The sequence below is a fragment of the uncultured Campylobacter sp. genome (genome assembly GCF_938039205.1).
Taxonomy (GTDB): Bacteria; Campylobacterota; Campylobacteria; order Campylobacterales; family Campylobacteraceae; genus Campylobacter_A.
The window spans coordinates 1-12,960 of record NZ_CALHVM010000012.1 but is presented as its reverse complement, the minus strand read 5'-3'; the positions used below and the strand labels follow the sequence as shown (position 1 = coordinate 12,960).

The 12,960-nt window shown below is 47.5% G+C and carries 15 protein-coding genes; 11 read left to right on the top strand and 4 right to left on the bottom strand.

Annotated elements, in window-relative coordinates:
- The 5 genes from Q0394_RS01660 to Q0394_RS01640 all read left to right on the top strand — a co-directional run.
- A partial coding sequence (locus tag Q0394_RS01660; protein WP_298945249.1) for an enolase C-terminal domain-like protein occupies positions 1 to 638 on the top strand: 638 nt, incomplete at its 5' end.
- The gene (locus Q0394_RS01655; protein WP_002953583.1) at positions 635 to 904 is read left to right on the top strand and encodes a hypothetical protein; all 270 of its coding nucleotides are present in this window, start codon (positions 635 to 637) and stop codon (positions 902 to 904) included. The genes Q0394_RS01660 and Q0394_RS01655, both read left to right, overlap by 4 nt.
- A 33-nt stretch (positions 905 to 937) precedes the next feature.
- Entirely contained in the window at positions 938 to 1,681 is a 744-nt protein-coding gene (locus Q0394_RS01650; protein WP_298945248.1) for an AMIN domain-containing protein, read from the top strand.
- A gap of 225 nt (positions 1,682 to 1,906) precedes the next feature.
- The gene (locus tag Q0394_RS01645; RefSeq protein WP_298945247.1) at positions 1,907 to 2,350 is read left to right on the top strand and encodes a hypothetical protein; all 444 of its coding nucleotides are present in this window, start codon (positions 1,907 to 1,909) and stop codon (positions 2,348 to 2,350) included.
- 66 nt (positions 2,351 to 2,416) lie between these two features.
- Positions 2,417 to 3,205 carry an ankyrin repeat domain-containing protein gene (locus tag Q0394_RS01640; RefSeq protein ID WP_298945246.1) on the top strand — a complete coding sequence of 263 codons (789 nt, stop codon included), beginning with the start codon at positions 2,417 to 2,419 and terminating at the stop codon, positions 3,203 to 3,205.
- 294 nt (positions 3,206 to 3,499) lie between these two features.
- On the opposite strand, the gene Q0394_RS01635 is transcribed toward Q0394_RS01640, so the two are convergent.
- Together Q0394_RS01635 and Q0394_RS01630 are read right to left on the bottom strand one after the other, a co-directional pair.
- The gene (locus Q0394_RS01635) at positions 3,500 to 3,823 is read right to left on the bottom strand and encodes a hypothetical protein (protein ID WP_298945244.1); all 324 of its coding nucleotides are present in this window, start codon (positions 3,821 to 3,823) and stop codon (positions 3,500 to 3,502) included.
- 5 nt (positions 3,824 to 3,828) lie between these two features.
- Positions 3,829 to 3,999 carry a hypothetical protein gene (locus Q0394_RS01630; RefSeq protein ID WP_298945242.1) on the bottom strand — a complete coding sequence of 57 codons (171 nt, stop codon included), beginning with the start codon at positions 3,997 to 3,999 and terminating at the stop codon, positions 3,829 to 3,831.
- A 141-nt stretch (positions 4,000 to 4,140) separates the two neighbouring features.
- Here Q0394_RS01630 and Q0394_RS01625 point away from each other — a divergent pair, with 141 nt between their 5' ends.
- Positions 4,141 to 4,398: a SemiSWEET family transporter gene (locus Q0394_RS01625; protein WP_002951935.1), complete on the top strand. Its 258-nt coding sequence runs from the start codon at positions 4,141 to 4,143 to the stop codon at positions 4,396 to 4,398.
- Between the two features lie 638 nt (positions 4,399 to 5,036).
- Here the strand turns inward: Q0394_RS01625 and leuC are convergent.
- On the bottom strand, positions 5,037 to 6,311 hold the full coding sequence (gene leuC, locus Q0394_RS01620) for a 3-isopropylmalate dehydratase large subunit (protein ID WP_298945240.1): 1,275 nt from the start codon (positions 6,309 to 6,311) through the stop codon (positions 5,037 to 5,039).
- 86 nt (positions 6,312 to 6,397) lie between these two features.
- Between leuC and Q0394_RS01615 the strand changes: the two genes are divergently transcribed.
- Positions 6,398 to 6,523 (top strand): hypothetical protein, encoded by a 126-nt coding sequence (locus Q0394_RS01615; RefSeq protein WP_298945238.1) that lies wholly within the window; start codon positions 6,398 to 6,400, stop codon positions 6,521 to 6,523.
- Positions 6,524 to 6,585: 62 nt separating this feature from the next.
- Here Q0394_RS01615 and Q0394_RS01610 read toward each other — a convergent pair whose 3' ends face one another.
- Entirely contained in the window at positions 6,586 to 8,721 is a 2,136-nt protein-coding gene (locus Q0394_RS01610; protein ID WP_298945236.1) for a TonB-dependent receptor, read from the bottom strand.
- 86 nt (positions 8,722 to 8,807) lie between these two features.
- Here Q0394_RS01610 and Q0394_RS01605 point away from each other — a divergent pair, with 86 nt between their 5' ends.
- The 4 genes from Q0394_RS01605 (at position 8,808) to dxr (ending at position 12,847) form a co-directional block, all read left to right on the top strand.
- Positions 8,808 to 10,127 (top strand): NFACT RNA binding domain-containing protein, encoded by a 1,320-nt coding sequence (locus Q0394_RS01605; protein WP_298945234.1) that lies wholly within the window; start codon positions 8,808 to 8,810, stop codon positions 10,125 to 10,127.
- A 14-nt stretch (positions 10,128 to 10,141) separates the two neighbouring features.
- Positions 10,142 to 10,504 (top strand): hypothetical protein, encoded by a 363-nt coding sequence (locus Q0394_RS01600; protein WP_298945232.1) that lies wholly within the window; start codon positions 10,142 to 10,144, stop codon positions 10,502 to 10,504.
- Between the two features lie 514 nt (positions 10,505 to 11,018).
- The gene (locus tag Q0394_RS01595) at positions 11,019 to 11,750 is read left to right on the top strand and encodes a phosphatidate cytidylyltransferase (RefSeq protein ID WP_298945230.1); all 732 of its coding nucleotides are present in this window, start codon (positions 11,019 to 11,021) and stop codon (positions 11,748 to 11,750) included.
- Positions 11,744 to 12,847 (top strand): 1-deoxy-D-xylulose-5-phosphate reductoisomerase, encoded by a 1,104-nt coding sequence (gene dxr, locus Q0394_RS01590; protein WP_298945229.1) that lies wholly within the window; start codon positions 11,744 to 11,746, stop codon positions 12,845 to 12,847. The genes Q0394_RS01595 and dxr overlap by 7 nt, the downstream gene beginning before the upstream one ends.
- Positions 12,848 to 12,960 lie beyond the last annotated feature (113 nt).

The following is a 12,960-nucleotide window of genomic DNA, read 5'->3' as shown; positions in this document are numbered from 1 at the left end:
GCGGATTTGCGCCAAATTTAAACGATAACGAAGAGCCGATCAAACTAATCATGCAGGCTATCGAAAAAGCGGGCTACAAGGCAGGCGAGCAGATCAAGCTAGCCCTTGATGTCGCGGCTAGCGAGCTGTACGAAAACGGCAAATATAAGCTTGAAGGCAAGGAATTTAGCAGCGAAGAGCTGATAGAGCGATACGCGCAGCTTTGCGATAAGTATCCGATATTTTCGATCGAAGACGGCCTAAGCGAGGACGACTGGGCGGGCTGGGCGAAGCTAACTAGCAAGCTTGGCTCTAAAGTGCAGCTCGTGGGCGACGATCTATTTGTAACGAATGAGAAAATTTTGCGCGAAGGCATCGCTAAAGGCGTAGCTAACGCGATCCTAATCAAACCAAATCAAATCGGCACCGTTAGCCAAACTATGCAGACGATCCGCCTAGCGCAGCGCAAAGGCTACCGCTGCGTGATGAGCCACAGAAGCGGCGAGAGCGAGGATAGCTTTATCGCGGACTTCGCCGTCGCGATGAATACGGGCCAAATCAAAACGGGCGCGACCTCAAGAAGCGAACGCAACGCAAAATACAACCGCCTGCTTGAGATCGAGCGCGAAACGGACGAGTTTTTGGGAAATCAAATTTGAGCGAAGTCCTAGACGAATACGTCGAGAAAAAGCCGTTTGACTTCAGGCTTTTTCTCAGATTTACGCTTATAGCGTTTTGCGTGATATGTTTTGGTATCTACGTGGGCAATATAATCTTTGGCAAGCGCTCGCTAGACGTGATGCTAAGCCTGCAAGAGCAAAAAACGCAGCTAGAACGCGACGTCGAAACGCTAAAAAAACAAAACGCCCAGCTGCAAAAGGCGTATTTCGAGCTAAAAGAGCTTGAGCCTAGCAGCGGCGGGTAAATTTAGCTTTATAAATTTAAAAACGGGGGAGTTATGAAAATCGGTAAAATTTGGCTTTTGGCGCTGGCCTGCGGGCTGGCTTTTGGCAGAGAAAATCCTTTTGCGCCCTCGGGCGACGTAAACGCGAGCATGGTTAGTAGCAACGTCGTGGAAAATTTGCCGCCTTTTGAGAAGCAGAGTTTCAAATTTCCCGCCGACGCTAGAAACTTCATCTCCGTCACGCTAAAATACAAAAGCCTCGACGGCAGTATCAAGGAAAAAACCGTCGATATAAACAAAAGCATCTCGTGGCAGGACGAGTTTTTACTCAGCAAGATCGCAGTGCCAGTCGTCGTAGAAAAGCCTGACGTCTCGGTCACTAAAGAGGAGCCAAAAGCCGCCGCGATAGACGTCGCGCCAAAGCCTGCCGAGCGCAATATGACAACGCAAGAGCCGCTAAAAGATGTCGTCATAAAGCCGCTTGAAAAGCCGCAACCGCAAAAGCAAATCGTCTACAAGCAGACGAAATTTGAGATCTATCCGATGCAGATCAAGATCCTCACGACCGACGAGAAGCTAAAGGACTACTCGATCAGCAAAGGTACAAAGGTCGTGATCGACTTTGCCTCGCAAACGGATGTAAATACTAGAAAAGACGAGCTTGACTGCGGCGCGTTTAAAACGGCTCTTTTTGGCTCGCACGGCAAATTTTACCGCGTAGTTTTTGATCTCGACGGCAGCTACAAACACGAGATCGAAAAGACGCAGGACGGATATCTGCTAAAGCTATCTAGATAAATTTGTTTTTGCGCGCCGAGCTTTCGGCATGTAAATTTACAGTGATAATTTTCTCGCGGCGAGGGTTAAATTTGAGCCTTCGCCGCATTTTTAAATTTGGCTTTCAAATTTAGCCAAATTTGCCTTGATTTATTTTCCCCGCATTTTCAGATTTTGCCCCCAAATTTCACTCAAATTTAACCGCCCTTTGGCTAAGATTTCGCAAATTTGACTTAAGGGATAAATTTGAACAAACTCGCACTTAGCCTCGCCGCTCTTTGCCTAATCGTTTTCGTAAATTTTATTTACGAAAAGCTATCCGGCCCCACTCGTTTCGTCGTTACCGCCGATACTAAAATAATCCCCGGTTCGGAGCTAAGCAAATACGTAACGCAAGAGGAGATAGACGATTTTGCTTTTAGATATTGGGATATAGATAAACAGATAAAGGACGACGCATTTGCCGAAAATTTCCGCAAACTTTTAAAATCAAAGCAAACGGATCAAATTTTAAAATTTATGCAAGATAATAACATTAGCATAGACTCTCCACTAATAGACGGCGTTACTCCTTTGATGTACGCTAGCTTTTACGACGACGAAGTCACGGCAAAAAGACTTATAGATATGGGCGCAAACGCTCATGCGCAAGATAACTACAAACTCTCGCCCCTGGCCTACGCCATATAAAACAACTCCACAAAGACCGCTAAACTACTGCTTGATAGCGGGGTTAAATTTGATGAAGTAAAGGCGGTGCAGTGGTATAGAAAAACTCCTTTTTACTACAATATCGAAAAGCTTATCATAGACGGAGACGACGTAAAGATAATATTTGAAGACAACTATCAAGTTAACAAAGAATCCAAAGACGTAAACGATCCGATAGGATATATAGTAACCCATAACTACGTAGAGATGACCGAACTTGCTCTTGCTAGCGGGTATAAACCGAAACTAGACGATCATCCAAATACGTTTTTTCACGGACTAAGAGACGATTCCGAATTTATGCGATCTTTATATATCTCGCTAGATACTATCCCAAACTACGGACCCATGCTAGAGCTTCTTTTAAAATACGACGTCGTAGGGCAACCTACTAAAGAGGAGCTAGAGAAGGCGTATGAGGAGTGCTATAAAAAGCGCAAGGGATTGATTGATTATAAAGAAAACTATATCTATAAAATGAATCAAGGTATAGACGAAGAAGGCGAAGCGAAGTTACGCAAAAACAAGAAATATGAGCACTTATGTACCGAGTGCTTATATCATGAAGGTCTTTTACAATACAAACCAAAGCCGATAGACCCGAAAAAGATAGAGGAATTTGACAAAGAAATAAATTTCTATAATCCGCATTGCCCTGATCAAAATGCTACGTTTAAAGACATTAGAGCTTTTATCAAATGGGCAAACGAAATGGAAAAACGAGACGGGATCAAGAGTGCTATAGGTAGAGCCGAAAGCGGCATGGCTCAGGTGATTTACGTAGATGGCAACCAAAGCAAATCAGACTCAAACTCAAATTTACAAAGCAAATAGATAAAAGGAGATAAAATGTCAGGGAAAAATTTGATAGAGCGGAGCTTGCCTAAAGCGGTGGAGGTCGCCGCCGGCGTGGGAGATTTGACTGCGCGGTTTAAGTAGCAAGCGGCACCAACCGGAGGCGGCTTGCCGTCAAATTTAGCTTAACGGTCTAAGTTTAGCCTTGCTACGAGGCGCGGCTAAATCCGCAAACGCCGCAACCGATCTAAAATTTACGATCTGCGCTCGGCCAAGGCTCAATCGTTTGGACTCGTCCAAATTTGAACTCTGTGCTTTAAAAACTATTTTGGTTTATTTATCCGCGCTTTTGCTTGCTTTTTTGGTTTCTAAAAACTCCTCGTAGCGGCGATCGATGATCTCTTTGATCTCAGCGTAATTTTGCGGCGAATTTTCTATATAAAAATAGGCGTTGTCGAAGTTTTTATCGCCGAATTTTTGCGCGACGAAATCGTCGTAATCTTGCAAATACCAGCCGTGCGTTTTGGCAAATTTCGTGCGGTCCGTGGTGTAGTAGGCCTTCGCAAAGGCCTTGCCCGCGGTGTTTAGCTCGTCGCTGCTTAGCACGCCATCCATGGCGTCAAAAAAATACCGGCGATAATCAAAGCTATCGTCCATCCGCGCTATATCGCTCGCGAAATCCGCCGCGAAGTCCTTGGAATAGAGCTTGTGCGCTTCATACACCAGCGGAAGAAAAACGCGATGTGCGTCGCGCCGTTTTCCTGCGGGATATCAGTCGGCGCAGTTTCCGCGCCCCAGTGCCATTTTGCCTTGTCGTAGGTTACGTAAGCCATTTGCTCTCATTTAAAAATCGGCGTATTTTACTAAATTTAGCTTTGCTTTAGCGCAAATTCGCACCCGCCGCGGGCAAATTTAGCTCTTTATTATCACAACTAAAAAGGATATAATGCCGCCTCTATTTCAAAGGAGAAAAAATGAGCGAGAAAAATTTACAAATTTTAGGCTGGATAGGCACGTGCCTGTCGGTCATTATGTATATTTCCTACATCCCGCAGATAATGGGCAACCTTGAGGGCAATAAAACACCTTTTATCCAGCCTCTAGCCGCAGCGATAAACTGCACGATCTGGACTAGCTACGGCCTGCTAAAAGCCAAAAGGGACTACCCGCTAGCGGCTGCAAATTTGCCCGGCATCATCTTTGGTCTTTTGGCGACGATAACGGCGTTTTAGGGGATAAAGACCACTAAATTTGCCTATGCGGCGAAGTTAAATTTGATGTTCTTGGCTCGGTTTTTAGGTAACTCAAATTTGTAAATTTGAGTTCAAATTTGAATGCAAATTTTCTGCACTGTTTTGCTGTATTTTAATATCTTGATTTTCTTGTTAAGGGGGCTTGAATTGCGCTCTGCTAGTAGTTGCGAAGCTTGGCTGAAGCAAAATAGCTCTCTTTTTCTTTTTTTCGGGAGAGGAAGGGGTTTCTACTTACGGTCTGCTTGCAGCTACGAGCAAAGCGAAGTAGAGCGTCGCCTTCCTTTGCGTCGTGCTATGCACTCGCAACTGCCGAAGGCAGACCCTCTCCCGTCTGCTTGCAGCTGCTAGCGCAGCGACGCAGAAGCCCTTTCCAACCCCACTGCACGTTATAAGTTGCTGCGCTATGCGCAGGTTTAAATTTGCATTTTTCAAGGTGCGGGTCTCGGTGACCCAAATTTGCAAATTTGAAATTTGATTGTAAGAAATTAAGGCGAAGTATTTTTTCTTTAGACGAGACGCTTTTAAATTTGGCGACGGGAGTTACCTAGTTAGTCGGTAATGACCGAGCCAAATTTAAAAGCAACGAAGTATAAAGAAAAAAGACAAGCCGCCAAATTTTAAAGATCGCGAGGGTCGGCGATCTTGCCCATTACTGCACTCGCCGCAGCTACGGCAGAGTTAGCCAGATACACCTCGCTCGTGCGATCTCCCATACGGCCGACGAAGTTTCTATTTGTCGTGCTTACGCAGCGTTCCCCAACGCCCAAAATCCCCATATATCCGCCTAGGCATGCGCCGCAGGTCGGGTTTGAGACGACCGCGCCAGCCTCGGCAAATATATCCATCAGCCCCTCTTTTTGCGCTTGTAAGGCGATCTTTTGCGTCGCCGGCGTGATGATGAGGCGGGTTTTACGCGCTACTTTGCGACCTTTTAGGATTTCAGCCGCGATGCGCAAGTCGCTTAGGCGGCCGTTCGTGCAGCTACCGATAAACGCCTGATCGATAGCGATGTCGTCTTTTACCGCTTCGCGCACGCTTTTGCCGTTGCTAGGTAGGAACGGATAGGCGATCACGGGATCGAGCTTGCTAACGTCGATCTCTAAAATTTGCTCGTAGTTTGCGCCCTCGTCGGAGTAGTGTAGCTTCGGCTCGGCGCGTAAGCTTTTACCTTTTAAAAACTCTTTTGTGGTTTCATCAACCGCGATGATACCGCTTTTGCCGCCGGCCTCGATAGCCATGTTACACATGCTAAATCGCCCGTCCATATCGAGGTTCTCTATCGTCTCGCCCGTAAACTCCAGCGCCTTATACAGCGCGCCGTCCACGCCGATGCGGCGGATGATCTCTAGGATGAGGTCCTTGCCGTAGACGTGGCGGTCTAGCTTGCCGCGAAAGATTACTTTGATAGTCGGCGGTACTTTGAACCAGTTTTTGCCCGTTATCATCGCGTAGGCTAGGTCGGTGCTGCCCATGCCCGTAGCAAAGGCTCCCAGCGCGCCGTGCGTACAGGTATGGCTATCGGCGCCGATGATGACGTCGCCAGGCACTACGAGGCCCTTTTCCGGCAAAAGCGCATGCTCGATACCCATATCTTTTTCGTCAAAATAGTTTTTCAAATCGTGCTTATACGCAAAATCGCGGCTGATTTTGGCTTGGTTGGCGCTTAGGATGTCTTTTGCCGGGATGTAGTGGTCCATCACGACGCTAAAGCCGTCCGGGTTAGCGAGCTTCGTCGCGCCGCTTCGCTCAAACTGTTTGATGGAGATCGGAGTCGTGATGTCGTTGCCGATGACCATGTCGATGTCGCTTTCTATGATCTCGCCCGCGAAAACCTCGTGCCCTACGTGCTCGCTGAAAATCTTTTCGGTGATGGTTTGCTTTGAGTTTTGCATAAATTTCCTTTTTTTGCGGATGCCGCGCGTTTTTAAAATTTAGCGATTTTAGCGAAAAATGGATAAAAAGAGATTGAGATTAAAATTTGAGCGTAAAAGTCAAGGCGAAATACTTTTCAATAAACTTTAAATTTGAACAAAAAGAGCCAAGCGGAAATATCGCACGGCTAGACGAGGCGGTTTTAAAATTTAAGCGTGCGCTAGGCATATAGCCTGCGGAGCGCCAAATTTTAAAACCAACGACGTATAGTCGGGCGAGATAACGCGTTAAATTTTAAAATTTAACGCTAGCGGTCAGCATAAACTGCCTCGCATACCCTGGCTGTATCGGTATGATATTAGCCTGCGTGCCGGTCGATGAGGACGTATAATAAAGCTTGTCGGTCAAGTTTTTGACGTTAAACGAGAAATTCGTCTCGTAGCCCGCGATCTTGGTATCGTAGCTGATAAATGCGTCGTAAACGACCGCGTCGTCCATCTTAAAGCCCGTTCCAGCTGGCACGGCCGGTAGATTCGTCCTCATGTAGTAGGTGTACCATGAGCCAAAATACCTCGCTCCACCGCCGATCCTTAGGCCTTTTGCGCCTAGGTGGCTAAAGTCGTAGTTAGCAAAGAGGCTGGCTTGGTGTTTTGGCGTGGCTTCTAGCGGTTTGCCCACCAGTACGGCAAACGCGCCGCTATCTTTTCGCACCTCGGTTTTAGTGTATGCGTAGCTAGCGCCTACGCTTAGCCCTTGCGTCACGCGGCCGTTAAAGTCAAACTCAAATCCCCTCGAGCGCGCCTCGCCCACGGGAGTGCTAACGCTATTTACGGTGCGCATGATGTTTTTCTTGTCGATGCTAAAGACCGCCGCGCTAGCCGTTATGCTGTCGTTTTGAAATTTAGTTCCCAGCTCTATGCTTTTGCCTTCCTCGGGCTTTATGTCGCCGATGTCGTCGCCGCTGATCGCCATTTGCGGATTAAAGCTTTGCGCGTAGTTGGTATAAACGGACCACTCGGGCGTTAGCAGGTATAAAAGCCCCGCCTGCCACGTAAATTTGCCGTCTTGCTGATCGGTGGTGTTCGGTCCGCTAGTCGTGCCGCGCGCGACTTGGTTGTAGTATTCGTATCTAACGCCTAAAGAATAGATCAAATTTTCGGTCAAATTTATACTATCTTGCGCGTAAAATCCGATCGTTCTTAGCTTTTGGTACTGGATACCGGAGGCTCGGTCGGACGGATAGGCGACCGTGCCGTAGACTGGACTGTAGATATTTATCGGGAAGTTTCTGTGCGTAGTGCCCGAGCTGTAGCTGTTTAGCGCGCCGGGTCTATAGCGGTAGTACTCCTTTGCGTCGATACCAAATAGCAAGTTGTGCTCTATCTCGCCCGTTTGCACATAACCGTTTAAATTTAACGATCCGGCGTGCGTGCGGTGGATAAATCCGTCATACGCCTCGTTTCGTCTAGCTGCAACGCCTGTGTTTAAATTTACGTTCATTAGCCTGATGTGACCGTACTCGTGCTTGGAGCGCGAATACGCATAAGCGCCGCGCAGTAGCCAGTCCTCGCCGATATTTTTTTCAAAATTTACATCCACGGTGTCGAGTCTGGTTTTTAGTTTATTAAACGGCTCGTCAAGGCGTCTTTTCTTATCTATCGGAAGTAGCTTGCCTGTGCTTGGAATGAGATACATACCGCGGTCGATCGGATCGGTCGAGCGCGTGTGCGTATAGGCTAAATTTATGCGGTAATCATCGCCTTTATACGAGAGCGAAGGCGCAAAGAGGACGTTTTTATATTCGCCAAATTCCCGCCAATAGTCTTTTTGCATTGTATCAAATATAAATCTATACGCAAAGCCGCTATCAGCGATCGGTCCCGTGGCATCAAAGCCCGCGTTCCAGTAGTTACGGTTGCCAATACCCGCCCAAATTTCGTTTGAGAAGTTGTATTTTGGCTTTTTAGTGACCATATTTATGATGCCGCCGGGCTCTTGCGCGCCGTAGAGCAGGCTAGCCGGGCCTTTTAGCACCTCGACGCTTTCTACGGTTTTATTAAAGCTATGCATGACGCTAGCAGGTACGCCGTTTCGCATGATCGAGCCGTCGCGTCCGCCGCCAAAGCCTCTTTTTATGATCGAGTCAAAGATACCGCCCGTGGTATTTCCGTAGCTAACTCCGCTCACGTTTTGAAGGCTCTCGGCTAGGGTCTCGGGTTTTTTATCTTTTAGTTGCTGCTGGGTTACGACGTTTACCGTTTGCGGGATCTCTAAAATAGGCGTATTTGTTTTGCCTACTTCGCTGGTTTTGGCGCGGTATCCGTCGTCCGCGCTCTCGCTAATCTCGACGCCTTGCAGCGCGACGTCGGCGGCGAAAATTTGGGTTAAAAGCAGCGACGAGGCCGCTAAACTTAGGCTAAATTTGTTCATTTATTTTTTCTCCGTTTTAAAATGCATTATCATTATATTATTCTTGCGCTTAAAATTCGGCCCGATTTTAGGCTATAATTTCGGCTATGAAATACGCAAATTTAAAACAAATACAATCTTTTCTAGGCAAATTTAAAAAAATAACCGCAATCAGACGCGCGGGCGATATGGCGATATTTATCGAATTCGACGGCGAGCTCGGGCTGTTTTTTGACCTTAGCAAGGCCGACTCCGCGATCTACGCAAATCCCGATTTTCTAAACGTAAAAGAGTATAAAGCACCATTTGACGTCGCGCTTAAAAAGAGGTTCTGGGGGGCTAAAATTTTAAATTTGAGCGTGCCCGAGGGAAATAGAATTTTAAAGCTGGAGTGCGAATTCCAAGGCTCGTATAAGAGCCTAGCTTCAAGCCTATTTTTGGAGTTTACGGGGCGCTTTACCAATGCGATCATCACGGACGAAAAGGGCGTCATCGTCGAGGCTTTGCGCCATATAGATAATAATTTTCGCGTGATAAAACCGGGGCGCGAGCTGCTTGAGCTGCCGCCGGCTGTAATAAAAGAGCGAGAGACGCCGCCGATAACCGATTTTGCGCGGTATTTTAGCGAGGAATTTAAGCGCGTAAATAACGCGAAGCTAGAAAATCTGCGCGCCGTAAAATCGGCCGCGATAGAGCGAAAAATGCAAAATTTAAGCGAGATTTTATCAGGCCTTGAAAACGAAAGCGATCTAAATGCGCAAAGCGAAATTTTAAGCAAAAACGCGGGGTTAATTCTATCAAATTTGCATGCGTTAAGGGACTACGAGCGCGAGGTAACGCTAAATGATTTCGAGCGAGGCGAGGTGCGGCTAGTGCTGGATGATAGCCCCAAAATCGCCGCAAATGCTATGTTTGCCAAAGCAAAAAGGCTAAAGCAAAAGGCGGCCGGGCTAATCATCGAGCGGCAAAATTTGACCGAAAAGCTCGAGTTTTTATCAAATTTACAAACGCTCGTAAATGGAGCTAAAAGTGCTGAAGAGCTAGAAATCCTAGTGCCTAAAAAAGCCCGCGCCGCAAAGCAAAAAGAGCAAAATCAAAATGTCGAGGATTTTTTTATCGAGGGTTATAAAATCAGCATCGGACGCAACGAAAAAGGCAACGTCTGGCTGCTAAAAAACTCCAAAAAAGACGACGTCTGGATGCACCTAAAAGACCTACCGTCCGCGCACGTCATAATCAAAACCGCAAAAAGCGCTCCAAGTGAGGAAATTTTGAGATTTGCGGCGAAAATTTGCGTAAATTTTAGCGTTAAAGGCGGCGGGACGTACGAGGTTGACTTTACCAAACGTAACAACGTCAAAATTACGAGCGGCGCAAATGTAAACTATATTAATTTTAAGACGATATTAGTAACAAAGCACGACTAAAACAGGAGGCGAAAATGGCTGTAACACCCATTGGCAACACGATTTTTATCAATCAAAACGTAAATATGGTCTCAAACAAGGTCGCCGACGTCCAAAATAGATTTGACATGCAAAATCTCGCCGCCGCATCGCTAGCAAGCGATGAAAAACAAGAGGTCTCCGAGGTGCGACCGACCGAGGAAACCTACAAAATCGACCCCCAAAACGAGCACGAAAAACACAAGGGTAGGCAGGAGCAGGGCGAGCTCGCCTCGGAGCAAAACGGCAAAAACGCAGACTCAGAGAACGAGGACGGCGAAAACTCAGAGGAGCGCATCGCGGCTAACGACTTCCCACAGGCGTCGCCCGTATTTCAGCATCTTGATCTTAAAATTTAATCTTTTCCACTCAAATTTGACTGGGCTTTTTTGCTGCTCGGCGGTCAAATTTGACTTTAAATTTGAGCCGTTTTCTGCGCAAATTTAAGCTTTCATCGTTTTAGCATCGCGAACGTATAATGCAAAGCAAGTCGGCTCGTTTCGGGCGTAAATTTGGCGTCCGAGGTATCTGCCGAGGAAAAGGCGGCGTATAAGCAGCCAAATGCGCGAACGCGCCGAGCGTTAGTCGGCGGCGCCTGTGGTGCGGGCGCGGAGCAAATTTTACTTGCTTTTATTTGATGCATCATTTTGGGCGAGAGTAAAATTTGACACAAACCGTCAAATTTACGCCGGGTCTAGCGCCGCGCTTGGCAAAATTTAGCAAAAATCGTCAAATTTGCCGTCCGTTTCAGGCAAAAATAAATTATCAAATTTAACTACCGATTAAAGCAAGCTAGCAAACGCAAATTTACCTCAAATTTCGGCGCTTTTAAGCGAAAATTTTATACAATTATTACTCAAAAAAGGAAAAATCATGAAAACGCGTATAATCACCGGCGTCGCGCTATTTGCGGCGGTTTTGGTCATCTTTTTCGTCGATAGTTATCTGTTAAATTTCGCCATATTAGGCTTTGTGCTTTACGCGGCCTTTGGCGAAGCGCAAAAGCTCTATGGTCTGCAGGGCGGCTCTCTTGCGCTTATAGCGGTTATTTTTTATCTGCTTACTCCATTTTCAAACCCCGTATTTATCGCTATTTTAGCGATCTTGCTCGTGGTTAGTTTTCTCGCACATTTTAAGAGCGAAAATCTAACGCCCGCGCTACCGTTTTTGTATCCGATGACGCCGATTTTTCTCATCTGGATGCTTTATTCGCAGTACGGCGTGGGCTACTTGGCTTGGCTGATTTTAACGGTCGTAGCGTGCGATAGCGGGGCGTTTTTCGTCGGCAAATTTTGCGGCAAGCACGCCTTTAGCGAGACTTCGCCGAATAAAACCTGGGAGGGTGTCGCCGGCGGTATCGCCGTGGCTACGGTCTTTGGCGCGGGCTTTGGCTGGGTGCTGACCGATAGCTTTTGGCATAGCCTCATCACGGCGTTTTTAGTTGCGACTTTCGGCGTTTGGGGCGATCTTTTCGAGAGCTACCTAAAGCGCCGCGCGGGCGTCAAGGATAGCGGCACGCTACTGCCGGGCCACGGCGGCATGCTCGACCGCGTCGACGGCTATCTGTTTGGCGTCGCGGCGATGCTCTGGACGCTATCGTGGTAGTGCTGGGCTCGACGGGCTCGATCGGGACGAATACTTTAAATCTAGCCCGTAAATTCGGCCTTAGTATTGAGGCGATGAGCTGCGCGTCAAACTACGAGCTTTTAAATGAGCAAATCGCCGAATTTAAGCCCAAATTCGTCTGCATCGCCGAGCCTAAATTTGCTAAATTCATAAAACATAAACGCGTTTTTGCGGGTGCGCAGGGCATCTGCGATATGCTAAAAGAGTGCGAGAGCCAGCGCGTCGTAAACTCTCTAGTGGGCTTTGCTGGGCTGGCTCCGAGCTTAGCCGCGCAAAAGCTGGGCAAAAAGCTAGCGCTTGCCAACAAAGAAAGCCTTGTCGCGGGCGGCAAATTTTTAGACAGGGGCGCGATAAATCCGATAGATAGCGAGCATTTCGGGCTTAAATTTTTGCTCGCGAACAAAACTCCGGTCGCTAGGCTAGTCATCACGGCCTCGGGCGGCGCCTTTTACAAAACCCCGATAAAAGCCCTAAAAGACGCCCGCGCCGCAGACGCGCTAAAGCACCCCAACTGGAGCATGGGCGCAAAGATCACGATCGACAGCGCGACGATGGCGAACAAGCTTTTTGAGGTGCTGGAGGCTTTTTGGCTTTACGGCGTGCGGGATATCGAGGCGCTTATCGAGCGCACGTCCACGGTGCACGCGCTAGTGGAGTTTGCCGACGGCTCGACTACGGCGCACCTATCTAAAACCGATATGATTTTAGCCATCGCGCATGCGATTTTGGGCGAGGATGGGGCGCTAAATTTGAGCGCCGCCGATGTGCAAATCGTGCCGAATTTGGATCTAAAAACTCTAAAAAACATAAAATTCGGCGAAATAAATTTAAAAAAATATCCTATCTTTTCGCTAAAAGACCAAGCTTTGCAAAACCCCGATCTTGGCGTCGCTATCAACGCTGCAAACGAGGTCGCCGTGTATAAATTTTTGCGCGGCGAGTGCGGATTTTTAGATATCTCGCGAACGGTTTTAGCCGCAGCAAAGAGGTTTGAAAACGAGAAAATAGAGAGCGAGAGTAAGATCTTTGAGGTGGATGCGGAAGTGAGAGCATGGGCGGAAAAGTCGCTGAAATAGCGGCTTGTCTCGCGAGCGCTTTTCCGAGATTTTGCAAAATTTTCGCTCCGCAGGCTACATGCCTAGCGCACGCTCAATTTTGCTTCAAAACTCGAAAAATCATCTCACGATAC